General features: G+C 70.4%; 20 protein-coding genes. 4 read left to right on the forward strand and 16 right to left on the reverse strand.

Annotation, left to right across the window (positions count from 1 at the left end; all coding sequences use genetic code 11):
- Nucleotides 1-46 precede the first annotated feature (46 nt).
- The gene (locus ACIGEP_RS05770; RefSeq protein WP_396660650.1) at nucleotides 47-694 is read left to right on the forward strand and encodes a hypothetical protein; all 648 of its coding nucleotides are present in this window, start codon (nucleotides 47-49) and stop codon (nucleotides 692-694) included.
- A gap of 18 nt (nucleotides 695-712) precedes the next feature.
- Here the strand turns inward: ACIGEP_RS05770 and ACIGEP_RS05775 are convergent, their stop codons facing one another.
- The 12 genes from ACIGEP_RS05775 to lepA form a co-directional block, all read right to left on the reverse strand.
- Entirely contained in the window at nucleotides 713-1645 is a 933-nt protein-coding gene (locus tag ACIGEP_RS05775; protein WP_396660651.1) for a zinc-binding alcohol dehydrogenase family protein, read from the reverse strand.
- Between the two features lie 36 nt (nucleotides 1646-1681).
- Nucleotides 1682-2578 carry a GTPase Era gene (era, locus tag ACIGEP_RS05780; protein ID WP_396660652.1) on the reverse strand — a complete coding sequence of 299 codons (897 nt, stop codon included), beginning with the start codon at nucleotides 2576-2578 and terminating at the stop codon, nucleotides 1682-1684.
- The gene (locus tag ACIGEP_RS05785; protein ID WP_396660653.1) at nucleotides 2575-3897 is read right to left on the reverse strand and encodes a hemolysin family protein; all 1323 of its coding nucleotides are present in this window, start codon (nucleotides 3895-3897) and stop codon (nucleotides 2575-2577) included. The genes era and ACIGEP_RS05785 overlap by 4 nt, the downstream gene beginning before the upstream one ends.
- Nucleotides 3894-4361: an rRNA maturation RNase YbeY gene (gene ybeY, locus ACIGEP_RS05790; protein ID WP_064002183.1), complete on the reverse strand. Its 468-nt coding sequence runs from the start codon at nucleotides 4359-4361 to the stop codon at nucleotides 3894-3896. The genes ACIGEP_RS05785 and ybeY overlap by 4 nt, the downstream gene beginning before the upstream one ends.
- Nucleotides 4358-5386, reverse strand: coding sequence for a PhoH family protein (locus tag ACIGEP_RS05795; protein WP_396661021.1), 1029 nt, complete (start codon nucleotides 5384-5386; stop codon nucleotides 4358-4360). Before ACIGEP_RS05795 ends, ybeY begins: the two co-directional genes overlap by 4 nt.
- 46 nt (nucleotides 5387-5432) lie before the next feature.
- Nucleotides 5433-5780, reverse strand: coding sequence for an HIT domain-containing protein (locus tag ACIGEP_RS05800; protein WP_396660654.1), 348 nt, complete (start codon nucleotides 5778-5780; stop codon nucleotides 5433-5435).
- A gap of 44 nt (nucleotides 5781-5824) precedes the next feature.
- On the reverse strand, nucleotides 5825-6562 hold the full coding sequence (locus ACIGEP_RS05805; protein WP_396660655.1) for a 16S rRNA (uracil(1498)-N(3))-methyltransferase: 738 nt from the start codon (nucleotides 6560-6562) through the stop codon (nucleotides 5825-5827).
- A 2-nt stretch (nucleotides 6563-6564) separates the two neighbouring features.
- On the reverse strand, nucleotides 6565-7680 hold the full coding sequence (gene dnaJ / locus ACIGEP_RS05810; RefSeq protein ID WP_396660656.1) for a molecular chaperone DnaJ: 1116 nt from the start codon (nucleotides 7678-7680) through the stop codon (nucleotides 6565-6567).
- A 31-nt stretch (nucleotides 7681-7711) separates the two neighbouring features.
- A complete protein-coding gene (gene hrcA / locus ACIGEP_RS05815; protein ID WP_396660657.1) occupies nucleotides 7712-8746 on the reverse strand; it encodes a heat-inducible transcriptional repressor HrcA in 1035 nt (344 codons plus the stop codon).
- A 70-nt stretch (nucleotides 8747-8816) separates the two neighbouring features.
- The gene (gene hemW, locus ACIGEP_RS05820) at nucleotides 8817-10034 is read right to left on the reverse strand and encodes a radical SAM family heme chaperone HemW (RefSeq protein ID WP_396660658.1); all 1218 of its coding nucleotides are present in this window, start codon (nucleotides 10032-10034) and stop codon (nucleotides 8817-8819) included.
- The gene (locus tag ACIGEP_RS05825; protein WP_396660659.1) at nucleotides 10034-10684 is read right to left on the reverse strand and encodes a DUF1990 family protein; all 651 of its coding nucleotides are present in this window, start codon (nucleotides 10682-10684) and stop codon (nucleotides 10034-10036) included. Before ACIGEP_RS05825 ends, hemW begins: the two co-directional genes overlap by 1 nt.
- Before the next feature lie 9 nt (nucleotides 10685-10693).
- Complete coding sequence (gene lepA / locus ACIGEP_RS05830; protein WP_396660660.1) at nucleotides 10694-12544, reverse strand: translation elongation factor 4; 1851 nt, start codon at nucleotides 12542-12544, stop codon at nucleotides 10694-10696.
- A 213-nt stretch (nucleotides 12545-12757) separates the two neighbouring features.
- Between lepA and ACIGEP_RS05835 the strand changes: the two genes are divergently transcribed.
- From ACIGEP_RS05835 to rpsT, 3 genes are all read left to right on the forward strand, one after another.
- A complete protein-coding gene (locus tag ACIGEP_RS05835; RefSeq protein ID WP_396660661.1) occupies nucleotides 12758-17488 on the forward strand; it encodes an ExeM/NucH family extracellular endonuclease in 4731 nt (1576 codons plus the stop codon).
- An 80-nt stretch (nucleotides 17489-17568) separates the two neighbouring features.
- A complete protein-coding gene (locus ACIGEP_RS05840) occupies nucleotides 17569-18303 on the forward strand; it encodes an alpha/beta fold hydrolase (protein WP_396660662.1) in 735 nt (244 codons plus the stop codon).
- Nucleotides 18304-18431: 128 nt separating this feature from the next.
- Complete coding sequence (gene rpsT / locus ACIGEP_RS05845) at nucleotides 18432-18692, forward strand: 30S ribosomal protein S20 (RefSeq protein WP_396660663.1); 261 nt, start codon at nucleotides 18432-18434, stop codon at nucleotides 18690-18692.
- Between the two features lie 58 nt (nucleotides 18693-18750).
- Here rpsT and holA read toward each other — a convergent pair whose 3' ends face one another.
- The 4 genes from holA to leuS all read right to left on the reverse strand — a co-directional run bounded on the left by holA (nucleotide 18751) and on the right by leuS (nucleotide 25599).
- Nucleotides 18751-19785, reverse strand: a complete 1035-nt coding sequence (gene holA, locus ACIGEP_RS05850) for a DNA polymerase III subunit delta (protein ID WP_396660664.1) — start codon at nucleotides 19783-19785, stop codon at nucleotides 18751-18753.
- A 43-nt stretch (nucleotides 19786-19828) separates the two neighbouring features.
- Nucleotides 19829-22126 (reverse strand): ComEC/Rec2 family competence protein, encoded by a 2298-nt coding sequence (locus tag ACIGEP_RS05855; RefSeq protein ID WP_396660665.1) that lies wholly within the window; start codon nucleotides 22124-22126, stop codon nucleotides 19829-19831.
- Nucleotides 22123-22713 (reverse strand): ComEA family DNA-binding protein, encoded by a 591-nt coding sequence (locus ACIGEP_RS05860; RefSeq protein ID WP_396660666.1) that lies wholly within the window; start codon nucleotides 22711-22713, stop codon nucleotides 22123-22125. Before ACIGEP_RS05860 ends, ACIGEP_RS05855 begins: the two co-directional genes overlap by 4 nt.
- A gap of 306 nt (nucleotides 22714-23019) precedes the next feature.
- On the reverse strand, nucleotides 23020-25599 hold the full coding sequence (leuS, locus tag ACIGEP_RS05865; RefSeq protein WP_396660667.1) for a leucine--tRNA ligase: 2580 nt from the start codon (nucleotides 25597-25599) through the stop codon (nucleotides 23020-23022).
- Nucleotides 25600-25636: the final 37 nt, after the last annotated feature.

The following is a 25636-nucleotide window of genomic DNA, read 5'->3' on the forward strand; positions in this document are numbered from 1 at the left end:
GCGATGACATCCGAGACGGATGCCGCGGCCGCGACACTCCCCCGGTATGACGATCCGTCGCTCCACCGCCTCTCTGCTTTCGGGCACCGCGCTGCTCGCGGGCGCCGTCCTTCTCCTCACCTCCTGCTCGACCTCGGCCGCCGGTGCCGGCGGGGATGCAGCGCCCGCGGGAGCGGCTCTCGCCGCGCTCACCCCTGAACCCCCGGACGGAGAGGTGTGGGGGCAGGGAACGGTTCTCGACGACGGGTCGTCGGCGAAGCTCTGCCTCGGCGCCGTAGCCGAGTCCGCACCGCCGCAGTGCAGCGGCATCCCTCTCCTCGGCTGGTCGTGGGACGGCCTCACCGAAACCGCCACCACGGCAGGGTCGACGTGGGGCACGTTCGCGGTGTGGGGGACGTACGACGGCGACGCATTCACCGTGACGCGGACACCGGTCCCGCTCGCGCTCTTCGACGCGATGCCGGCACCCGATCCCACGCAGGGGCGGCCCGGCACAGCGACCCCCACCGACGTCGACACGATCCACGCCGTCGCTCCCGAGGCCATCGGCGATGCCTACCTGGGGTCGTACGACCAGGACGGGTGGGTCTACGTCGACGTCATCTGGGACGACGGCACGTGGCAGCGTGCCGCTGACCAGGACTTCGGCGCCGACAAGGTCATCGTGCGATCGGCGCTGCGACTCGTCGAGTGATCGACGGATTCCCGGGGATCAGGGGATGAGGGCGAGCTTGCCTCCGGGGTGGCCGGTCATGAGGAACTCCGCCGCCTCCCGCGCCTCCGTCAACGCGTAGGTCCGCGCGACGGGCACCTCGAGCATGCCCTGCGCGGCGAGGTCGACGAGTGCGCCGCGGACTCCGTCGCGGAAGACCGCGCTGGCCCTCATCATGCCGCCGATCGCGACGATGCCGTCCTTCTCGACGCGGTCGGGGCGGACGATCGTGATGATCCGCTGACGGTCTGCGACCAGGTCGAAGGACGCATCGAGCGCTTCGTCCGTTCCGACGCCGTCGAGTGCGGCGACGTACGGCGCGCCCGAGGCCGCCGCCCTCGCCTGGTCGACGAGGCCGGCACCGTACTCGATCGCGATCCCGCCGTAGCGACGGACGACGTCGAGGTTGCCGGCACCCGCCGTGCCCACCACGCGGACGCCGCGTGCACGCGCCTGCTGTAGAAAGCTGACGCCGACCGCGCCGGACGCCGCGTGGAAGAGGACCAGCTCGCCCGCGCGGGCACCGCTGCGGTCGAGCAGCTCGGCGGCGGTGGCACCCGCGAGCAGGAGATTCGCCGCCTCGGGATGCGTGAGGGTCGCGGGCTTGTGGAACGCCTTCTCGGCCGGGACGGTCAGTTCGGTCGCGTAGCCCCCGCTCACCCGAAAGGCGAGCACCTCATCGCCCACGTGCGCTGTCCCCGAGCCGATCGAGGTGTCCGGGCCGAGTGCCGTGATCTCCCCCGACACCTCGTAGCCCAGGGGAACGGGGAAAGCGGCACCGGGGCGTGCGCTGTGCTTGACGTCGGCGGGGTTCATCCCCGCCGCGTGGACGCGGATCGTGACCTCGCCCGGCCCGGGAGGTGTCACCTCGACCTCCCGGAGCTCCCATTCCGAGATCCCGCCGGGTCCGGTTGCGAACCATGCCTGAGCCATGCGTCGTCCTTCCTGTCGTCCCGGCATCCGCGCCGGTCAGAATCCGAGGCGCCCCAGCTGCTTGGGGTCGCGCTGCCACTCCTTCGCCACACGCACACGGAGCGACAGGAACACCCGTCCGCCGACGAGCGGCTCGATCCCCGCGCGCGCACGGGCGCCCACGTCCGCCAGGCGCGAGCCCTTGCGGCCGATGATGATGGCCTTCTGGCTGTCCCGTTCGACGACGATGTTCGCGTACACGTCGGTGAGATCGCTGTCTTCGCGCGCGCTGACGTCCTCGACCGTGACGGCGATGGAATGAGGCAGCTCGTCCCGGACGCCGTCCAGCGCCGCCTCGCGGATGATCTCGGCGATCCGGTCCTCGAGGCTCTCGTCGGTCACGACCCCCTCGGGGTAGAGCGCCGGACCTTCGGGCATCAGCTTCAGCAGCTCGTCCGCGAGGACGTCGAGCTGGTCGGCGGTCACGGCCGACAACGGGATCACCGCGTCCCAGTCCTCGCGCAGCGCGTCGACCTCCATGAGACGCTCCGTGATCTCCTCGCGGCTCGCGATGTCGACCTTCGTGACGATGGCCACCTTCTTGGCGCGCCGATACCCGTCGAGGGAAGCCGCGATGCGGCGGTCGCCGGGACCGACCTTCTCGGTGGCGGGCACGAGGAACCCGATCGCGTCGACGTCGCCCAGCACCTGCTCGACGAGGTCGTTCAGCCGCTGCCCGAGAAGGGTGCGCGGCTTGTGGATTCCCGGGGTATCGACGATCACGAGCTGCCCGCCCGGGCGGTTCAGGATGCCGCGGATCGCGCGCCGGGTGGTCTGCGGCTTGTCGCTGGTGATCGCCACCTTCTCACCGACCAGGGCGTTGGTCAGCGTGGACTTGCCCACATTGGGCCGCCCCACGAACGTCACGAAACCGGAACGATGCGTCACGGTCACTCCGATCCCCGCGAGACGCGGATCTCTCCGGTGGTGGTGGAAAACGCCCTCTCGGCAGCGTCGAGACTCTCGGCACGCTCCACGAAGACGGTGGCGAGGCCCCGGCCGCGCCCGAGCGAGGTGCCGCCCGTGAGGATGAGCCCGCTGTGCTCGACGCGCGCCCCCGGGACGGGGACGCTTCCGAGCACCTTGCCGAACAGGCCGCCGATCGAGTCGACGTCGTCGTCCTCCAGTTCGATCCCGAACAGGTCGCCGACCTCGTCCAGACCGAGGCGGGTGCTCACCCGGAACCGGCCACCACCGAGGTCGGAGACCTCGGACGTGCGCAGGTCGTACTCATCCGCGATCTCGCCGACGAGCTCTTCGATGAGGTCCTCGAGGGTCACGAGGCCCGACACGCCGCCGTACTCGTCGACGACGAGGCAGACGTGCACCGCCTCGCGCTTCATCTGCTGCAACAGGGTTTCGGCGCGCATCGACTCCGGGACGAAGACGGCCGGGCGCGCGATCTGGGCGACCGGCACGCCGCGCCAGGCGGTCTCGTCCCGGTACGCGAACTGCACGAGGTCCTTCAGGTAGACGACGCCGGTGATGTCGTCGGCCTCTCCGTCGGCGATGGGGATGCGCGAGACGCCCTTGTCGAGGAAGAGCGTCATCGCCTGCTGCGTGGTGGCCGCGGCATCCATCGTCACCATGTCGGTGCGGGGCACCATGACGGCGCGCACGAACCGATCGGTGAAGTCGAACACCGAGTGGATGAGGTCGCGGTCGTCGGCCTCGATGAGATCCTGCGACGCGGCCTCGTCGACCATGCTGAGCAGCTGCTCCTCGGAGGCGAACGAGGCGCCGCGGTGGATGCCGGGGGTCAGCCGGTCGCCCACGAGCACGAGCAGGTGGGCGAGGGGCCCCAGCACGATGCGGGCGCCGCGGATCAGCGGAGCGCAGAACCGCAGGAATGCCTTGGCGTGCTGGCGACCGACGGCGCGCGGGGACGCGCCGACGAGGACGAACGAGGCGACCGTCATCAGCACGACGGCGGCGAGCATCGCCCACCAGATGTTGTCGAAGATCAACGTGAAGGCCACCGTCACGAGGACCGCGGCGGCCGTTTCGACGAGGATGCGGATGAACACGACGGCGGTGCGGTGCGCATCGGGGTCGGCGGCGATCCGCCGCAGTGCCGTGCCCGAGCGCGCCTCGTCGGCGAGATCCGCGAGATCCGCACGGCCCGTCACGTCGAGCGCAGCCTCGAGCGAGGCCATCAGGCCGCCGAGCGCGACAAGGAGGGTGGCCGCGACGAGGAGGAGGATCTCGGTCATGCGCGCCGGCGGCGCTCGCTCGAGTGGAACGCGCCGATGAGCTCCTTCTGGAGCCCGAACATCTCGCGCTCCTCCTCGGGCTCGGCGTGATCGAACCCGAGCAGGTGCAGGAGGCCGTGCGTCGTCAGGAGGATGAGTTCGTCCATCGTGGAGTGCTTGGCGGCCTGCGCCTGGGTCTCGGCGACCTGCGGGCAGAGGACGATGTCGCCGAGCAGGCCCGGAGGCGTAGGCGCCTCCTCGGTGCCCGGGCGCAGCTCGTCCATGGGAAAGCTGAGGACGTCGGTGGGGCCCGGCTCGTCCATCCACTGCACGTGCAGCGCCTCCATCGCGCCCTCGTCGACGAGGAGGATCGCGACGTCCGCATCGGGGCTCACGTGGAGCTCTGCGAAGTTGTGCTCGGTCAGGCGCAGCAGCACGGTCTCATCGACCTCGACGCCGGACTCGTTGGTGATCTCGATGGTCATGATCGTCCTCGTTTGGGCTGGCGGTCACGGGGGCCGGCGGGACGCAGGCCCGCTCGACGCTCGGCGCGGTTCGCGAACTCGCTCGCCTCGTCGCGCTCGCGGCGTGCGGCGAGCTTCTCCTCGTCGTACGCGCTGTAGGCGTCGACGATGCGGCCCACGAGGGTGTGACGGACGACGTCGGCGCTCGTCAGCCGCGCGAAGTGGATGTCGTCGATGTCTTTGAGTACCCGCGTGACCAGGCGCAGACCCGACGCACCCTGGGGCAGGTCGACCTGCGTGATGTCGCCGGTGACGACCATGCGCGTTCCGAACCCGAGACGGGTGAGGAACATCTTCATCTGCTCGGGCGTCGTGTTCTGCGCCTCGTCGAGCACGACGAACGAGTCGTTGAGCGTGCGCCCGCGCATGTAGGCCAGGGGCGCGACCTCGATGGTGCCGGACGCCATGAGCTTCGGGACGAGCTCGGGGTCCATCATCTCGTTGAGCGCGTCGTAGAGCGGCCGCAGGTAGGGGTCGATCTTGTCGGTCAACGTTCCCGGGAGGAAACCGAGCCGTTCCCCCGCCTCGACGGCGGGACGGGTCAGGATGATGCGGCTGACCTCCTTGCGCTGCAGCGCCTGAACGGCCTTCGCCATGGCGAGATAGGTCTTGCCGGTACCGGCGGGGCCGATGCCGAAGACGATCGTGTTCTCCTCGATCGCGTCGACGTACTCCTTCTGCCCGAGCGTCTTCGGGCGGATGACCTTGCCGCGCGAGGACAGGATCGCCTCACCGAGCACCTCGGACGGACGCATCCCGCCGTTCTCGCGCAGGATGCGGTTCGACTGTGTGACGTCACTCGGGTCGAGACCCTGCCCGGCCCGCGCCATGCCGATCAGCTCGTCGACGAGCTCCCGCGCACGGCCGACCGCGGCCGCCTCACCCGTGAGGGTGATCTCGTTGCCCCGGACGTGGACCTGCACGTCCGGGTGCTCTCGTTCGACGGTGCGCAGCAGACGGTCCTGAGGACCCAGCAGCTGCACCATCGCGACGCCGTCCGCGTAGATGCGGTCGACGGTGGGTTCGGTGCTGTCAGCCACCGAGGCTCCCTTCGCTGAGCCCGCCGCCCAGCACGTGGGCGTGGACGTGGGAGACGGTCTGACCCGCTCCCGGGCCGGTGTTGAAGATCAGGCGGAAATCGCCGTCGGCGTGCTCGGCCGCGAGACTGTTCGCGAGCCCCACCATCTCGGCGAGCAAGGCGGGGTCACCTGCCGCGAGCTCCACGACGTCGCGGAATCCCTCGCTCTTCGGGATGACGAGCAGGTGCACGGGAGCCTGCGGGGAGATGTCGCGGATGGCGAACACGTTCTCGGTCTCCGCGACGATCTCGGAGGGGATCTCACCCCGGAGGATGCGGGTGAACACCGACGGCTCGCTCATCCCTCCAGTCTAGTCAGCGGCATCCTGCGTCGGCCGGTGCCGACTCACCAGCGCGCGAGTGCCCGGTTCACGAGCGCGAGCGCTGCGGGACCGGCGGTCGAGGTGCGCAGCACCGTGTCGCCGAGTCGCACGAGCGTCGCACCCGCGCCACGCAGGAGCTCGAGCTCGTCCGGCGCGATGCCGCCCTCCGGTCCCACGACGAGGAGCACGTCCCGGGTGTCGGTCGCATCGAGCTCGACGCTCGAGAGTGCAGCGGATGCCGTCGGCTCGAGCACCAGCATCCGAGCCGATCCGGCGTGTGCGACGAGCTGCCGCGTCGTCACCGGCTCGGCGACCCCCGGCAGCCACGGGCGGTGCGCCTGCTTGGCCGCCTCGCGGGCGATGGTCTCCCAGCGCGCGACGCCCTTCGCGACCTTCGCGCCGTCCCAACGCGAGACGGATCGGGCGGCCTGCCAGGGGAAGATGGCGTCGACACCCAGCTCGGTCGCCGCCTGCACGGCGAGCTCATCGCGATCGCCCTTGGCGAGAGCCTGGACGAGAACCGTGCGCGGAGACGGCTCGGGATGCTCTTCGCGCTGCGCCACCTCGACCACGACCTCCTTCGGCGCGACCGACGCGACCGTGCCGGTGAGCCAGAGACCCCGGCCGTCGCCGACGGTCACTCCCTCCCCGACCCGGATGCGACGGACCGCAGCGGCGTGATGCGCCTCGGCGCCCGTCAGTTGCACGACATCGCCCGGGCGGGCGGCGGCGGCATCCTCGGTCAGGAAGTGCAGGGCCACGGTCAGCGCTTGAACTTGCCGCGGAGCTTGGAGAACAGCCCGGGGTGGAATTCGGCCAGGTGCGGCGGTGCGGGACGGGTGCGCTTGGCGAGCTCCTGGACGAGTGCGCGCGACTTCGGGTCGAGATGAGAGGGCGTCACGACCTGCACGCCCACGCGGAGGTCACCGCGCTGCTCGCCGCGGAGCGGGGTGATCCCGCGGCCCCGGATAGTGAGCTCGTCGCCGGCCTGCACACCCTGACGGATCTCGAGGTCGACCGGTCCGTCGAGCGAGTCGATCGTGACGCTGGTGCCGAGGATCGCGTCGATCATCGACACCTCGAGGGTCGCGAGCAGGTCGTCGCCGTCGCGGCTGAAGACGTCGTGCGCAGCGACGGTGACCTCGAGGTACAGGTCGCCGTTCGGGCCGCCCGCGGGGCCGACCTCGCCCGAGCCGGGCAGCTGCAGCCGGAGCCCGGTCTCGACGCCTGCGGGGATGTCGATCGACACCGTGCGGCGCGCGCGCACACGGCCCTGACCCTGGCACGTGGAGCAGGGGTAGGGGATGGTCGTGCCGTACCCCTGGCAGGTCGTGCACGGCTGCGACGTGACGACGTTGCCGAGCAGGCTCCGGACGGTCCGCTGGATCTGACCCGAGCCGTGGCAGATGTCGCAGGTGACGGGCTGCGTGCCGGGCTGGCAGCACGAACCCTGACAGGTCTCGCACAGGACCGCCGTGTCGACCTCGATGTCGCGGTGGACGCCGAAGACGACGTCGCCGAGAGTGAGGTCAACGCGAACGAGCGCATCCTGACCGCGCTCGCGGCGCGACCGCGGACGGCCCGCGCGGGTCCCTCCCGCTCCCCCGCCGAAGAACGTCTCGAAGATGTCGCTGAAGCCGCCGAAGCCCGCTCCCGAACCGCCGAAGGCGCCCGCGTCGCCCCCCAGGTCGTAGCGCTGGCGCTGATCCGGGTCGCTCAGGACGTCGTACGCGTGCGTGACGAGCTTGAAACGCTCCGCCGCATCCTCACCCGGGTTGACATCGGGGTGGAGCTGGCGCGCCAGTCGGCGGTATGCCTTCTTGATCTCATCCGGGCTCGCGTCGCGCGCGACACCCAGGACCTCGTAGTGGTCAGCCACAATCACCTCTCCGGCCCGACGGCCGATTCGTTCAGCGCGACGTCTCGTCTTCTTCGAGCAGACGCGTCAGATAGTGCGCGACGGCACGGACCGCCGCGAGATTGGTGGGATAGTCCATGCGGGTCGGCCCCAGGACTCCGATGCGCGCCTGCGATCCGCCGGCGTCGTAGTCGCCCGCGACGACGGATGCCTCGGCCAGCCCGAACGGCTCGTTCTCGCGGCCGATGCTGGTCGCCAGTCCCCGATCGTCCGCGACCATCTCGCCCATGAGGCGCAGGAGCGTGACCTGCTCCTCGATCGCCTCCAGCAGGGGGTAGATGCTGCCGCGGAAGTCGGCCTCGCGGCGGGCGAGGGTCGCCGAACCGGCCATGACCATGCGATCGGAACGAAACTCGTCCAGTTCCTCGCCGATCGCCCGCAGGACGATCCGACGGTTCTCCTCGCGCGGCGCGGGAGCCTCGTCCTCGAGGATGCGGGCGATCGCGGCCGCACCGTCGCGCACGCTCTTACCGGTCAGCAGCGCAGCCATCGCGAGCTTGAGCTGCTGGGCCTCGTCGGCGGTCGGCTCGGTTGCGAGGAAGGCGACGCGCTGCGAGACACGTCCGGTATCGGTCACGACGATGATGACGACACGGGTGCCGCCGAGGTGAACGACCTCGACGTGCGAGACGTTCGCCCTGGCGAACGAGGGGTACTGCACGATCGCGACCTGACCGGTGAGGCGGGTGAGCGTGCGGACGGTGCGCACCAGGAGATCGTCCAGATCGCCGGTGTCTTCGAGGAAGGCGCCGATGGCGGAGCGTTGCGCGGACGTCAGCGGACGGACCTCGGCGAGGTGGTCGACGAAGACCCGATAACCCTTGTCCGTAGGCACACGGCCTGACGAGGTGTGGGGGGCGGTGATGAGCTCCTCGTCCTCGAGCAGCGCCATGTCGTTGCGGATCGTGGCGGCGGACACCCCGAACTGGTGGCGATCGACGATCGCCTTGCTCCCGACGGGCTCACGCGTGTCGACGTAGTCCTGGACGATCGCGCGCAACACCTGCAGACCGCGTTCCGAGACCATCACCCCTCCTCCGCTGGCACTCTCGATCTTGGAGTGCCAATTCTACCGCGCGCGGAGCGATGTGCTCGGATCACTCGGTCAGCGCGCGGACGACGGCGTCGGCGAGGAGCCTTCCGCGCCGGGTCAGGACGACCGTGCCGCGCACCGCCGCGGCGCCGTCGACGAGTCCGTCGGCGATGAGGGATGCCACATTCCGCCGCCCGGCGACCGTCGCCTCGTCGACCGCGACGCCGTCGGCGATGCGCGAGCGCAGCAGGATGTCCTCGAGGCGGCGGGCCTCGGCATCCGGCCGTTCCCGGCCCGCGGCCGGCGACTGCCCCGCGGCGAGGCGTTGGGCGTACGCCGCAGGATGCTTCACGTTCCACCACCGGAGTCCGCCGACATGGCTGTGGGCGCCGGGGCCGTAGCCCCACCAGTCCTGACCGCGCCAGTACGAGAGGTTGTGCCGCGAGCGCTGGGCGCGGCCGGTCGTCCAGTTCGAGACCTCGTACCACTCGTAGCCCGCCGCGGCGAGCATCTCGTCGGCCAGCTCGTACATGTCGGCCTGCAGATCGTCGTCGGGTGCAGCCACCTCGCCGCGACGGATCTGACGCTCGAGTTTCGTGCCGTCCTCGACGATGAGCGCGTACGCGGAGACGTGATCGGGCGCGAGCGCCGTCGCGGTCTCGAGCGAGGTCCGCCAGTCCCCGAGCGACTCCCCCGGCGCGCCGTAGATGAGATCGAGGCTCACCGCCAGACCGGCCTTCCGGGCCGCGGCGACGGCCGTCGCGATGTTCGCGGGGTCGTGGGTCCGGTCGAGGGCGGCGAGGACGTGCGGGACGGCGGACTGCATGCCGATCGACAGGCGCGTGACGCCCGCTGCGGCGAGGATGTCGGCGACGGCATCCGTCATCGTGTCGGGGTTCGCCTCGACTGTCACCTCGGCGCCGTCGGCCAGCCCGAAGGCACCCCGGACGCCATCGAGCATCCGCGCCAGATCCCCGGGCGGAAGGAGCGTCGGCGTGCCGCCACCGAAGAACACCGTCTGCGCGGGCCGGAGCGGTCCACGGTCGCCGAGCACCCGCCGCGAGATCCCGATCTCGCGGAGGACCTCGTCGGCGTAAGCGTCCTGGCGGGCGCCCCGCAGTTCGGTGGCGGTGTACGTGTTGAAATCGCAGTACCCGCATCGGACCCGGCAGAACGGGACGTGGAGGTAGACGCCGAAGTCGACGTCGTCCGAGACGGTCACGTCGGCGGGCAGAGCACCGTCGGCCGGTGCCGGATCGCCGAGGGGAAGAGCCGACCCCATCAGGAGCCGGTGGCGTACATGGGCGACATCGCCTGCAGGTACCCCTGGAACAGCGCGCGACGGCGTCGCTTCACGAGCGGGCGCCAGACGCGATACAGCAGACCGGTCGGCTTGTCGAAGGCGCGGACCGTGAACCAGACCTCGTCGTCATCGCGCCACTCGAGGAGGAAGGACTCCTCTCCGCTGACGACCGACCCCCCGACCGTGCCCAGGGAGTATCCGACCCGTCGCGGCTCGTCGACGACCGAGATCACGCGGAGTTCGGCATCCGCCCGCGTCCCGCCGACGCGGCCGCGCACGTGCACCGTCGTCCCCGCGCTGGCGAACGGGACGCCATCGGCGTCGAAGCGCTGCTCGTCGTCGAGTCGGCTGGGCTGCACCGCGTTCCCGTCGGCGTCGAAGCCGACGCCGGAGTACATGGGACCGGATGCCGGGCGCACATCGCTCACCTGAAGTCCCGCCCCGCGCTGGGCCCCCCAGCCGAGCAGCGACTCGCTGGAGGTGACGAAGCGGTTCTCGCCGCTGCCCAGGCGCCACGACGCCTCCGCCGGGGTCGTGCCCTTCGGCGGATAGCCCATGAGGTCCGGTGCCTGCGTCGCCCCGACGGCGGCGTAGTCGACGGTCCCTGCCTGGAAGCTCCCGCGGCGCATCGTGTCAGCCTACTTCTTGTCCTTGCCCTCGACGTCACCCGACAGCGCGGCGATGAACGCCTCCTGGGGGACCTCTACGCGTCCGACCATCTTCATGCGCTTCTTGCCCTCCTTCTGCTTCTCGAGCAGCTTGCGCTTACGCGTGATGTCACCGCCGTAGCACTTCGCCAGGACGTCCTTGCGGATGGCGCGGATGTTCTCGCGGGCGATGATGCGTGCGCCGATGGCGGCCTGGATGGGCACCTCGAACTGCTGACGCGGGATGAGCTTGCGCAGCCGCTCGGTCATCATCGTCCCGTAGCCGTACGCCTTCTCGCGGTGGACGATCGAGCTGAAGGCGTCGACCTTCTCGCCCTGCAGGAGGATGTCGACCTTGACGAGATCCGCCGTCTGCGAACCGGCCGGCTCGTAGTCGAGGCTGGCGTACCCCTGCGTCTTGGACTTCAGGTGATCGAAGAAGTCGAAGACGATCTCGCCGAGGGGCATGTTGTAGCGCAGCTCGACGCGGTCTTCACTGAGGTAGTCCATGCCCAGGAGTGTTCCGCGGCGGGACTGGCAGAGCTCCATGACCGTGCCGACATAGTCCTTGGGCAGGAGGATGCCGACCTTGACCACCGGCTCGGAGACCTCCGCGACGCGGCCGTCGGGGTACTCGGACGGGTTCGTCACCGTCACGGTCTCGTTGGTGTCGGTGGTGACCGTGTAGGTCACCGACGGCGCCGTCGTGATGAGGTCCAGGTCGAACTCGCGGGCGAGGCGCTCGGTGATGATCTCGAGGTGGAGAAGGCCGAGGAACCCGCAGCGGAAGCCGAAGCCGAGAGCGACGGAGGTCTCGGGCTCGTACTGCAGCGACGCATCCGAGAGCTTCAGCTTGTCGAGCGCCTCGCGCAGGACCGCGTAGTCACTGCCGTCGATCGGGTAGATGCCCGAGAAGACCATCGGCTTCGGGTCGGTGTACCCCGAGAGGGCTTCGGTCGCGGGCTTGCGGTGATTGGTGATCGTGTCGCCGACCTTGGACTGGCGGACATCCTTCACGCCGGTGATCAGGTAACCGACCTCGCCGACCCCGAGACCCTTCGTCGGGACCGGCTCCGGGCTCGAGACGCCGATCTCCAAGAGATCGTGCGCAGCACGGGTCGACATCATCTGGATGCGCTCGCGCGGCTCGAGCTTGCCGTCGACCATCCGCACGTAGGTCACGACGCCGCGGTAAGCGTCGTAGACGGAGTCGAAGATCATCGCCCGGGCCGGGGCGTCGGCATCCCCCACCGGAGCGGGGATGCGCTCGACGATACGGTCGAGCAGGGCCTCGACGCCCACGCCGGTCTTGCCGCTGACCTTGAGCACGTCCGCCGGGTCGCCGCCGATGAGGTTCGCTAGTTCGGCGGCGTACTTCTCGGGATCCGCGGCGGGGAGGTCGATCTTGTTCAGGACCGGGATGATCTCGAGGTCGTTCTCGAGGGCGAGGTAGAGGTTGGCGAGGGTCTGGGCCTCGATGCCCTGAGCCGCGTCGACGAGGAGGATCGCTCCCTCGCACGCGGCGAGGGAGCGGCTGACCTCGTAGGTGAAGTCAACGTGGCCGGGGGTGTCGATCATGTTGAGCGCGAACGTGCCGTCGGCGGTGGCCCACGGCATCCGGACCGCCTGGCTCTTGATCGTGATGCCGCGTTCGCGCTCGATGTCCATGCGGTCGAGGTACTGCGCGCGCATGTCGCGGTCGGCGACCACACCGGTGATCTGCAGCATGCGGTCGGCCAGGGTGGACTTGCCGTGGTCGATGTGGGCGATGATGCAGAAGTTGCGAAGCTGCGCGGGCGGCGTGGCCGCGGGCTGCAGGGGCTGAAGGGCGCGGGGTGACATGACCAGCCGAGTCTACCGGCGCGAGGCCGGGCGCCTGCCCCGGAGAGCGGGCACCATAACCCGCCGCAATGCCGACACGCCAGCAGTCCGCCATATGAGAAAGAGTTAACCGATCTGACACTTGCGGGGCCGCGGAACCGCCCGAATGCTCAATGTGGCGGTCGGTTCCTGCGCGATAAGCCCCGCGCCCGTGCCGCTTCGGGAGATCCCACCGTGTCGAACCCACCCGTTCCCGCGCACGCCTCACCGTCCTTCCTCCGCCGCACCGGTGCCCTGCTCACCGTCACCGCCGTGACGGCTGCGGGCCTGGCCCTCGTGCCGAGCGCGGCGAACGCCGCGGTGTCGGCCGATTCGCCCCTCGTCATCTCCGAGGTCTACGGCGGCGGCGGCAACAGCGGCGCCGCCTTCAACCGCGACTTCGTCGAGCTGGCCAACACCGGCGACGAGACGATCGACCTGAGCGGCTTCAGCGTCCAGTACGCCTCGGCGACGGGAGGGACCTGGCAGGTCACCAAGCTCGGCGACATCGACCTCCCTGCGGGCGAGAACCTGCTCATCGGTCAGGCGCTGGGCAGCAACACATCCCTCCCCGCGTTCGAGGCCGACGTCGAGGGCACGATCGCCATGAGCGGCAGCGCCGCCAAGGTCGCCCTGGTCTCCAGCGAAACCGCCCTCGCCGGCAGCACCGGCGTCGCCGATCTCGACCAGGTCGTCGACCTGGTCGGCTGGGGCAGCACCGCGAGCGCCTTCGCCGGCTCCGCTCCGGCGCCCGGAACCTCGAACGCCACGAGCGTCTCGCGCGACGAGGATGCCACGAACACCGCCGACAGCGCGGCGGACTTCACCGCCGGCATCCCCACACCCACGGGTCTCGGCGCGGACATCGACCCCGAACCGGAGCCCGACCCCGAGCCTCAGGCGGCGACCATCGCCGAGATCCAGGGCACGACGGATGCCTCTCCGCTGGCCGGCCGCACGGTCACCACCACCGGTGTCGTCACCGCCCACTACCCCACCGGCGGCTACAACGGCTACGTCATCCAGACCCCGGGCACCGGCGGAGCGCTTGACCTCGCGAGCCACACCGCGTCGGACGCCGTCTTCGTCTACGCCCCCGGCGCGGTGGGTGACGTCGCCCTCGGCGACACCGTGACCGTCACCGGTGTCGTGTCCGAGTTCAACGGGCTCACCGAGCTCACGGTCAAGGCGGGCGACGCCGAGGTCATCGACGATGCAGAGGCGCCGACGCCCGCGACCGTCGCGTGGCCGACCACTGCGGCGCAGCGCGAGTCGCTCGAATCGATGCTGATCGCCCCGCAGGGCGAGTTCACCGTCAGCGACACGTACAGCACCAACCGCTTCGGCGAGGTGGGGCTGGCCGCCGGCGACACGCCGCTGCGCCAACCCACCGACGCCGCCCGACCCGGCAGCGATGAGGCGGCCGCCGTCGCGGCCGACAACGCCGCACGCGGCGTGCGTCTCGATGACGGTGCCGGCCTCGACTACACGTCGGCCGCCAACCAGTCCCGGACCCCCGCCTACGTCTCGCTCACCGAGCCGGTCACGGTGGGCGCGGGCGTCACCTTCACGGCGCCGCTCATCGTGGACTACCGCAACGACACCTGGAAGCTGAACCCCACCGAGCCGGTCGTCGGCGACGGCACGGGCGCCGACGAGGTCGTCTTCGAGAACGTCCGCACCAACGCTCCCGAGGATGTCGGCGGAGACCTGTCGATCGCCTCGTTCAACGTCCTCAACTACTTCACGACGCTCGGCACCGACTCGGCGACCTGCGAGGCCTACCCCGACCGCTTCGGCGACGGCGTCACCGTCCGTGACGGCTGCGCACAGCGCGGCGCGTGGGACGCCGCCGACCTGGAGCGTCAGCAGGCCAAGCTCGTCGCGGCCATCACGTCGGTGGATGCCGCCGTCGTCGGCCTCATGGAGATCGAGAACTCCGCTGCGCTCGGCGAAGAAACGGATGAGGCGACGTCGACACTCGTGGCGGCGCTCAACGCCGAGGCTGGCGCCGGGACCTGGGCGTTCGTCCCGTCCTCCGCGGACCTGCCCCCGGCATCCGAGCAGGACGTCATCACCAACGCGATCATCTACCAGCCCGCCCTCGTCTCCCCCGTCGGCGCCGCCCGCGCCCTCGGCGACCAGAGCGCCGACGGCGAAGCCTTCGGCAACGCGCGGGAACCGATCGCGCAGGTGTTCGAACCTGCCGCCGGCGGCGATCCGTTCCTGTTCGTCGTGAACCACTTCAAGTCGAAGGGGTCCGCGGGCCCCTGGCCCGGCGATACCGACACGGGTGACGGTCAGGGTTCGTCGAACGAGTCGCGGGTCCGCCAGGCGACCGCGCTGCGCGACTGGGTCGCGGAGATCCAGGGCGACGTGGACGCCGTGGCGCTCGCGGGCGACTTCAACTCCTACAGCCAGGAGGACCCGCTGGAGGTCCTCTACGAGGCCGGCTACGCCGATGCCGAGCAGGCGTTCGACATCGACTCGTCGTCCTACAGGTTCTCGGGGCTCTCGGGTTCGCTCGACCACATCCTCCTGAACAAGGCGGCGCTGGCCCGCTCCACCGGCGCGGACATCTGGAACATCAACTCCGGCGAGTCGATCGCACTGGAGTACAGCCGCTTCCGCACCCACGGCACCGAGTTCTACTCGGCCGACCCGTTCCGCTCGAGCGACCACGACCCGGTCATCGTCGGCATGGACGCGGACGCCGCTCCTGTGCAGCTCACGCTGCTCGGCATCAACGACTTCCACGGGCGCATCGACAGCAACACGGTCGCCTTCGCCGGGACGGTCGAAGAGCTGCGCACGGCGGCATCCGGTCCGACCCTGTTCCTGTCGGCAGGTGACAACATCGGCGCCTCCCTGTTCGCCTCGTCGGTGGCGCAGGATCAGCCGACGATCGACGTCCTGAACGCGATGGGGCTGCAGGCGAGCGCCGTCGGCAACCACGAGTTCGACCGCGGCTTCGCCGACCTGTCCGGCCGCGTGTCGGAGGCCTTCGACGCTCCCCAGCTCGGCGCGAACGTCTACGAGAAGGGCACGACCACGCCGGCGCTCGACGAGTATGCGCTGCTGGAGGCCGACGGTCTCACGGTCGGCGTCATCGGAGCCGTGACCGAGGAGACCCCGACGCTCGTCACCCCCACGGGCATCGAGTCCGTCGACTTCGGCGACCCGGTCGAGGCGGTCAACCGCGTCGCGGCGCAGCTGACCGACGGCGACCCGTCCAACGGAGAAGCCGACGTCATCGTGGCGCTCTATCACGAGGGGGCCGGAGCCGGCACGCCGGACGGCGCGACCCTCGACGAGGAGGTCGCTGCGGGCGGTGCGTTCGGGGCGATCATCGAGGACACTTCCGCCGAGGTGGACGCGATCTTCACGGGCCACACGCACAAGGAGTACGCGTGGTCGGCGCCGATCCCCGGCACGGACCGCACGCGCCCTGTCGTTCAGACCGGATCGTACGGCGCCAAGATCGGTGAGATCACCCTGACGGTGGATGCCGCGAGCGGCGAGGTCTCGGCGCACACCGAGCGCAACGTCGCCCGGACGACCACCGCCGCCGCCGACCTCATCGCCGCCTACCCGCGGGTCGCGGAGGTCGACCGGATCACGAAGGCCGCACTCGCGAACGCGGCCGCTGTCGGCAACACCGAGGTCGGCCAGGTGTCCGGCGACATCACGACCGCCTACGGCGGCGGCTCGTACGTCGACGGCGTGTACACCGGCGGATCCCGCGACAACCGTGCGGCGGAGTCGACGCTCGGCAACACCGTCGCCAACATGCTGCGTGACAGCCTCGCGGACCTCCCGAACGGCGCCGTGATCGGCGTCACCAACCCCGGTGGTCTGCGCGCCGACCTGTTCGACACGCAGGCGGAGTTCGGTGCCACCGCGGTGCCGGGCCTCGCCGACGGCTCGATCTCGTTCAGCCAGGCCAACGCCGTGCTGCCGTTCAACAACACGCTCGCGCTCGTCACGCTCACGGGCGAGGAGTTCACGGCCATGTTGGAGCAGCAGTGGCAGCGGGATGCCGAGGGAAACGTCCCCGCGCGTCCCTACCTCCAGCTGGGACTCTCGGACAACGTGTCGTACACCTACGACCCGGCGCTGCCGGAGGGTGAGCGGATCACGTCGGTGACGATCGACGGTGCGCCGATCGACCCGGCCGGGACCTACCGCATCGGGACGTTCTCGTTCCTGGCGGCCGGCGGCGACAACTTCCGTGCCTTCACGGAGGGCGACGACTACGTCGACACGGGCCTGCTCGACTACGAGGCCTGGGTGGACTACCTCGCCGACGGATCCCCCGTCGCCCCCTCGTACGCCAAGCACGGCGTGCAGGTCTCGGGCGTCCCCGAGACGGTCGCCGCCGGCGAGACGGTGTCGTTCCAGGTGGCCGGGCTCGACCTCACCAGCCAGGGCGCTCCCGCCAACAGCGAGGTGTCGATCAGCCTCGGTGACCAGGTGCTCGGCACGGCGCCCGTGTCGGAGGGGGCGGCATCCGTCAGCGTCACCCTGCCGGCAGGAACGCCAGCCGGCGCTGCGCAGCTGACCGTGACCGCCTCGCCGAGCGGGACCGTGGTCCAGGTGCCGGTCACCGTGGCGGAGGCGGCAGAGCCCGCCGCCGCGACGAAGACCCGCCTCGTGGCCGTCCCGCCGGTGCACATCAACCGGTTCCTGCCGACGACGCTCGTCGCGATCGTCACGCAGGAGGGCGGCCGTGCCGAGGGCGTCGTGGAGTTCCGCGAGGGCGACACCGTGGTCGCGACGGCAGAGGTGCGTCGGGGCACCGCGACGACGACGCTCGGCCGCCTGTCGCGCGGGACCCACGCCTACACGGCGACCTTCGTCCCCGACGACCCGACGGTCGCCGAGGGATCGGAGAGCAAGGCTGTGAAGGTGCGCGTCCTCTTCTGATCGGACGCATCCGGAACGGGGGCGGATCCATGGGTCCGCCCCCGTTCCGCGTCAACGCCCCGAATTCGTAGGCTGGGAGCATGACGCCTCAGGTGGTCTTCGTCCACGGCATCCGGACGTCCGCGACGATGTGGCGCGCACAGCTGGAGCACCTCTCCGCCCTCGGCGTCGGAGCCACCGCGGTGGACCTGCCGGGGCACGGCACCCGAATGAGCGAGACCTTCACCCTGGACGGCGCCTTCGAGACCATCGACGCCGCGGTGACGGATGCCGCGACCCGTGGTCCCGTGCTGCTGGTCGCGCACTCGATGGGCGGGCTCGTCTCGATCGAGTACATGGGCAGGGAGCAACCGCCGCCGGTCGAAGCCTTCATCGCCGCGGGCTGCACGTCGATCCCGCGCGGCGCCGGTCTCACGATCTACCGGACACTGGCTCGCGGGTTCGACCGGCTCCCCCGGCGGGGCCAGCCGCTCGCCGACATCGTGCTCGATCGGACGCTCCCCCCGGAGACCCGCGCGGACTTCGGGGCCGGCGGCTACGCCTACGACGCGCAGGACATCGCCTTGCGCAGCCTGTCGGTCCTCGATCTCGTGGTCGCGTTGCAGCGGATCTCGGTCCCGATGTGGTTCGTGAACGGGCAGTGGGATCAGCTGCGGCTCAACGAACGCCTGTTCACGAGGCTCAAACCCGAGGCGGAGCTCATCGTCGTGCCCCGGACATCCCACCTCGTCACCGCCATGCGGCCGCGCGTGTTCAATGCGATCGTCGACCTGGCCCTGGCGACCATGGCGCGGGAGCGGTCGACTTCGGGATGAGGCCCTCACCTGATAGAATCGGTTTTTGGCTTGCGTGTGGGTTCCTCCCTCACACGACCGCTGTGTGACAGCCCTCTTCTGTCGCCGGCACATCCACCTGATAACTCCGAACGAAAGATACGTCGAACGTGGCGAACATCAAGTCGCAGATCAAGCGCAACAAGACCAACGAGAAGGCCCGCGAGCGGAACAAGGCCGTCAAGAGCGAGCTGCGGACCGTCGTCCGTCAGACCCGCGAGGCCATCTCGGCCGGCGACAAGGCCGCTGCCGAGAAGGCCCTGGTGAAGGCGACCAAGAAGCTCGACAAGGCCGTCAGCAAGGGCGTCATCCACGAGAACCAGGCGGCCAACCGCAAGTCCTCGATCGCCAAGCAGGTCGCCGCTCTCTGAGCCGCACCACGTCCGAAGGCCCGTCCCCCTGGGGGCGGGCCTTCGTCGTTGGGGGCGCTCAGGCGCCGTACGGTGCGCGGGTCGCGACCACGGTGACCAGGCGCTCGACCGCGAAGACGGCGTCGCGGGACGCGCCCTTCACCTCGGCATCCGCCCGTGCCGCCGCCTGGATCGCGACACCCAGGGACGACTCGGTCCAGCCGGCGAGGTCGCGGCGGGCGCGATCGACCTGCCAATCCTTCATCCCGATGCGCGCGGCGAGGGCTCCCGACGGCTCGCGCGACCCGGCGACTCGCGCCATGGTGCGCAGCTTCGATGCGATGGCCGCGACCATCGGAACAGGGTCCGCGCCGGAGGCGAGGGCGTGGCGGAGCGTGATCAGGGCGTCGCCGTAGCGCCCGGCGATCGCCGTGTCGGCGACGGCGAAGGCGGTGGTCTCGACACGGCCGCCGTAGTAGCGCGCGACCACCTGCTCGGTGATGTCGCCCTCGACGTCGGAGATGAGCTGCTGGCAGGCCGCCGCGAGCTCGGTGAGGTCGTCAGAGAACGCGGAGACGAGAGCGCGGAGCGCAGCTGGGGCGATGCGACGTTTCGCTGCCTGGAACTCCCCCGCCGCGAAGTCGAAGCGGTCGGAGTCGCGTTTGACGGCGGGGCAGGCGATCTCTATGCCGCCGCCGACGCCGGAGCGGATGGTGTCGAGGAGCTTCTTGCCGCGGACACTGGCCCCGGTGTGGCGGAGGACGATCGTCGCGCCGTCCTGGGGGGCCTCGAGGTAACGGATCGCCTCGGCGAGGAACGCGTCGGAGCATTTCTCGACGCCCGACACGCGGACCAGCCGCGGTTCGCCGAACAGCGACGGCGACGACACCGCCAAAAGGGTGCCGGGCGCGTAGTCGTCGGCGCGGACGTCGGTGACCTCGAGACTCGGGTCCTCGGCGCGGAGGTAATCGCGGATGCCGGCGGTCGCCCGCTCGGCGCAGATCTCCTCCGGCCCCGACACCAGCACGACGGGGGCAGGCTGCGGGGCGCGCCACGAGATCTGCGGGATCGCCGATCTCGTCGTCTTCGCGGCGGGACGACGGGGGCTCGGCATGGGGTCCAGCCTACCGAGGGCGGCGGACGGTGACCCGCGCCCCTCATCCCTCGCGCGAGCGCCACAGGCGGAGACCGGCGGCGTCGCGCCAGACGACGAGGTCACCCGACGTGTCGGTCCGCGCAACAGTGGCGCGCTCTTCCTCGAGGAGATCGAGGATCTCGGCGCGGGGGTGTCCGTAGGTGTTCTCTCCCACGGTGACCAGCGCGACGCTGGGGCCGAGTCTCCGGTAGAGCTCGCCGTCCTGATCGGCGCTGCCGTGGTGAGCGACCTTCACGACCGCGTACCCGCGGTCGATCGCTCCCGTCGCGACGAGCGAGCGCTGCGCCTGCGCGGAGAGATCGCCGAGGAAGAGGGCGTCGGGGACGCGGCATCCGGTCACGTCGACGATGACACTCGCATCATTGCCGGCGGGGTAGACGGGGTCGCCGGGCTTCGGCCAGTGGGACCGCCAGCGGCACTCCCCCAGCGTGCCGCCCTGTCCAGCCGTGACCTGCTGCGTCCGGGCACCGGCAGACGAGAACCGTTCGAGCGTCTCGGCGGCGTCGGCGTCGGGCACCGGACCGTGCAGGACGAGATCCACCCGCCCCACGACGGCGTCGGCACCACCGCGGTGGTCGAGGTCGAAGTGCGTCAGGACGAGGGTGTCGACGCGGTCGATCGCGAAACGGTCGAGGCAGGCCGCCAGCGGGGCCGGCTCGGGTCCGGTGTCGATGAGCATGACGGCGTCGGACTCGCGGACGAGGACGGCGTCGCCCTGCCCGACCTCGCAGGCCGCGATGGCCCAGTCGGTGGGGACCCGCGTGCGGTCGAACAAGGTCCGGACGGGGCCGGAGACGGCGACGACGAGCACGGCAGCGGCCAATGTCCACGCCGCCGCTCGACGAAGGCGAGGATGCCGCGCCGCGATCACCGCTCCGATGGCGACTCCTGTCGCGGCCAGCGCGACGAGGCCTGGCAGCCCCCCGAGCCACGGGAGGGACGCCCCGGGCAGTCGCGCCGCCAGGTCCGCCGTGCCCGCAATCCAGGCGGCAGGCAGCCACGCGATCGCCGCCAGCCCCTGCGCGAGCACCGGCACCGGCAACGCGAGGCAGGCGAGCAGCCCGAGCACCGTCGCGGCCGGCGCCGCCGGTCCCGCGAGCAGGTTCGCCAGCACCCCCACCAGTGGCACCGTCGGCTCGATCAGGACCAGCAGCGGCCCGCAGGCCAGCTGCGCCGCGAGCGGCACCGACAGTGCCAGCGCGGCGGGCGACGGCATCCATCTCGACAGGCCGTCGGCGAGCGGGCCGGCGAACAGCAGCAGCGATCCGGTGGCGACGGCGGACAGGGCGAAGCCGAGCGACGCCGCGAGCCACGGATCGAGGATGAGGAGCAGACAGACGGATGCCGAGAGCACGGACACTCCCGCACCGATACGCCCGAGCAACAGACCGAGCATCGCGATCGCGGCCATCGCTCCGGCTCGAACGACGCTCGGTTCCGGCGACACGAGGAGGACGAACGCGATCAGGGTTGTGAGCCCGGCGGCGACGCGGACGCCGCGCTTCGCCCCGCAGAGCGCTGCGATACCGAACGCGATCCCGACGACGAGCGCACAATTGGCCCCCGAGACCGCAGTCAAGTGGGACAGCGAGGAGGCTTTCATCTGCTGGTCGAGCTCGTCGGTGACGGCCGAGGTGTCGCCGACGGCCAACCCCGGGACGAGCCCTGCACCGGGGTCGGGCAGCCCCTCGACCGCAGCCACCAGTCCCGTCCGCAGGCGCGCGGCCACGGCGAACGGCCCTGTCGGCGCACGCTCCACCACCAGCTCGGACGCCTCGACCACGAGTACGGCACGGTCGGTCGCATCGGCGCGGAACGCCGTCCCCGTGGCCGTCGCGCGGGCACCGAGGTCGAGCCCGTTTGGGCGCTCGGATGCGCGGACCACCACGGGTGCCGAGACGACCCTGATCTCGTCACCGATCGTCACCGAGCGCGTGACCGCGTCGAAGCGGAACCCCGTGGCGGAGCGCTCGACCTTCCCTACGACGTCGACCTCGAAGGCGGCACTGCGGCCTCCGTCGATCCTCAGATCCGCCGCCGCGTCCCTGCTCGGCTGGACGATGGCGACGTGGGTTGCGGAGGCCCCCGCGACGGCCAACGAGACCGCGACCAGCGCCAGTACGGTCGGCCGTGCACGACGTGCGGCGACCACAAGCAGCGCGACCGCGGCAAGCCAGAGAAGGGCCGCGAAGGCGAATGTGTGCTGCGGGAAGGCGATCGCCGCCCCTGCGCCGGACCACGCCGTGACGGCCACGGGGAGCAGGCGGAGATCTCGACGACGGGCGGTGCGGGTGCTCACACGGTCACCAGGTCGCGGAGCGAGGCGAGCATCTTCTCGCCGATCCCGGGGACGGCCATGAGGTCGTCCACGCTCGTGAATCGCCCGTTGGTCTCGCGCCAGTCGAGGATCCGCTGAGCAATCGCCGGACCGACCCTCGGCAGCGTGTCGAGGGCGGCGAGGTCGGCGGTGTTGAGATTCACGCGCCCGTCGCCCTCGGGCGCGGCCGAGGCCGCGGCATCCGTGCCCTCGGCGCCTTCGGCGGGGACAACGAGCTGCTCGCCGTCGCTGACCGGTCGGGCGAGGTTGACCGCCTCGCGGGATGCCTGGTCGGTGAACCCGCCCGCCGCAGCGACGGCGTCGACGACGCGCGCGCCCTGGTCGAGTCGGTACAGCCCCGGGTCGGCGACCTCTCCCGACACGTGCACGTAGACGGCCGCCGGCGCCACCGTCTCGACGGCGACGTCCGGGACCGTCTCGATCGCCGCCTCGGCGCCGGTACGAACGATGCCGATCGCGATCGTGACCGCGGCGACGACGACGACCAGGGTGACCGCCGCGCCGATCCCCAATCGGCGACGCGAGCCCGGCACCGTCTGCGCACCCATGCGTCGAGGATCGCTCGCGGCTGCAGAGGCGAGCATCCGCCTGCGATCAGCCGTGGACGGAGATCACGGAACGCCTGCCGTGGAGGAACCGCCGCGGATGGCGTCCGCGTCAGATCCCGCAGGAAAGATCGCGGGGCGGGCCTCATCCGCCGACCGCTCAGAGGCACCCCGGTCGCGGATTCGGAGAACGTGCCCGGATGCGGATACCACGGGCCGTGTCACTCCGCATCCCCGAACGATGTCCGAATCTGCGCATCACACCCGCAAGGGCAGTGCGCAGACGCCGCGGTGAGACCGCGGCCGGACTCACGCGACGGTGAAACTCACGACCTTCGGTGCCCGCACGACGGCTCGGGTAATCTCCTTGTCGCCGATCGCCCGGCGCACCTTCTCGTCCGCGAGCGCGAGCTGCTCGAGCTCCTCGCTAGAGATCTTCGCCGGGACCGAGAGCGTGCCGCGCACCTTGCCGTTGACCTGCACGACGGCCGTCACGGACTCCTCGACGAGCAGCGTCGGGTCGGCCTGACGCCACGGGACGACGCCGACGAAGGGCTCGTACCCGAGGATCTCCCACATCTCCTCGGCCGTGTGCGGGGCGAACAGATCGAGGATCATCGCGACGGCCTCGGCGGCCTCACGGACCGCGGGGTCGGCGGCGCCGGCGCCCGAGTCGATCGTCTTGCGCGTCGCATTGACCAGCTCCATGAGGCGCGCGACGACGACGTTGAACTTCGACTGCTCGACGAGACCGACCACATCCGCCCACAGGCGGTGCGTCACGCGGCGAAGCGCGGTGTCGCCCTCGGCCCACACGACGTCCGTCGGACTCGCGACATCCGTGGCGACACGCAAAGCGCGCGCGAGGAACTTCTGGGCGCCGGTCGTCGAGACGTCCTCCCAGTTGATGTCGTCCTCGACGGGCCCGGCGAAGGCGATCGCGACACGGACGGCATCCGCGCCCGGGTCGTCCATGCTCGAGGCGAACTCGACCAGGTTGCCCTTGGACTTCGACATCTTCGAGCCGTCGAGCAGCACCATCCCCTGGTTGATGAGGCTTGTGAAGGGCTCGGTGAAGTCGACGAGGCCCATGTCGAAAAGGACCTTCGTGATGAACCGCGCGTACAGCAGGTGCAGGATCGCGTGCTCGACCCCGCCAATGTAGGAGTCGACGGGGGCCCACTTGGATGCCTCGGCCGTCGGGAACGGCTCCGTCGCCCCGTTGGGAGCCAGGAAGCGCAGGAAGTACCACGAGCTGTCGACGAACGTGTCCATCGTGTCCGCGTCCCGAAGCGCCGGCTCGCCGGTCTCGGGGTCGACCGTCGACATCCACTCGGTCGCGCCGCCCAGCGGCGACGTGCCCTTCGGCTTCAGGTCGAGGCCCTTGGCGTCGGGCAGGACGACGGGCAGCTGCTCGTCGGGAACGGGGACGATGCGGCCGTCCTCGGTGTGGATCATCGGGATCGGCGTGCCCCAGAAGCGCTGGCGCGAGATCAGCCAGTCGCGCAGGCGGTAGGTCTTCGCGGCGCGACCGGTGCCGGCCGCGGTGAGCTCCTCGATCGCCCGCGCGATCGCGTTGCGCTTGGAGAGGCCGTTGAGCGTGCCCGAGTTGATGAGGCGTCCGTCACCCGTGAGCGCCGTGCCCGTGCGAGCGGGATCGATCGACTCGAGGTCGTCGCCGATCGGCACACCGTCCTCATCGACCTCGATGACCGGGATCGCACCGGTGACCGGCGCCGTCGTGTCGACGACGACCTTGACCGGCAGGGCGAACGCCCGGGCGAAGTCGAGGTCGCGCTGGTCGTGCGCGGGAACGGCCATGACGGCGCCGTGGCCGTAGTCGGCCAGCACGTAGTCCGCCGCCCAGATCGGGAGACGCTCGCCGTTGATCGGGTTGATCGCGAAACGGTCGAGGAAGACACCCGTCTTGGGGCGGTCGGCGGTCTGACGCTCGATCTCGCTGGTCTTCTGCACCGTGTCGAGGTAGTCCCGGAAGCGCTGCTGCACCTCGGGCGACGCCCCCTGGGCGAGTTCGGCGGCCAGATCGGAATCGGGGGCGACGACCATGAAGGTCGCGCCGTGCAGCGTGTCGGGGCGGGTCGAGAAGACGGTGATCTTCTCGGCGCGACCCTCGATCTCGAAGTCGATGTCGGCACCGATGGACCGGCCGATCCAGTTGCGCTGCATCTGCAGCACCTTGTGCGGCCAGAACCCCTCGAGCTGGTTCAGGTCGTCGAGCAGCCGGTCGGCGTACTCCGTGATCTTGAAGTACCACTGCGTCAGCTTCTTCTTGACGACCTCGAACCCGCACCGCTCGCAGTGACCGTCGACGACCTGCTCGTTCGCGAGGACGGTCTGATCATTGGGGCACCAGTTGACGGCGCTCTGCTTGCGGTAGGCGAGCCCGCGCTCGAAAAGACGCTGGAACAGCCACTGGTTCCAGCGGTAGTACTCGGGGTCGCTCGTGTGGAGCACACGGCTCCAGTCGTAGGACGATCCGAACGCGCGGAAGCTCGTCTTGTGCTGGGCGATGTTGTTGTAGGTCCACTCGCGCGGATCGGACCCGGCGCCGCCCTTGATCGCGGCGTTCTCCGCCGGAAGGCCGAACGAGTCCCACCCGATCGGGTTCAGGACGTTGTACCCGCGGTGCCGCCAGAAGCGCGCGACCGCGTCGACGTAGGCGTAGTTCTCGGCGTGGCCCATGTGCAGGTCGCCCGAGGGGTACGGGAACATGCCGAGCACGTACTTGCGCGGACGCGTGTCCTCGTCACCGCCGGCCTTGAACGGGTCGGCCTCCACCCACCGGGTCTGCCACTTGGTCTGGATGGCGCGCGGGTCGAAGCTCGTCTGCTCGGGAGTCGATGCGTCGTGGGAGGTGCTGGATGACACGGTGAACCAATCGTGCAAAGTCGGGAGGGCGCGCGAA

The organism is Microbacterium sp. NPDC077663, from assembly GCF_044542795.1.
Taxonomy (GTDB): Bacteria; Actinomycetota; Actinomycetes; order Actinomycetales; family Microbacteriaceae; genus Microbacterium.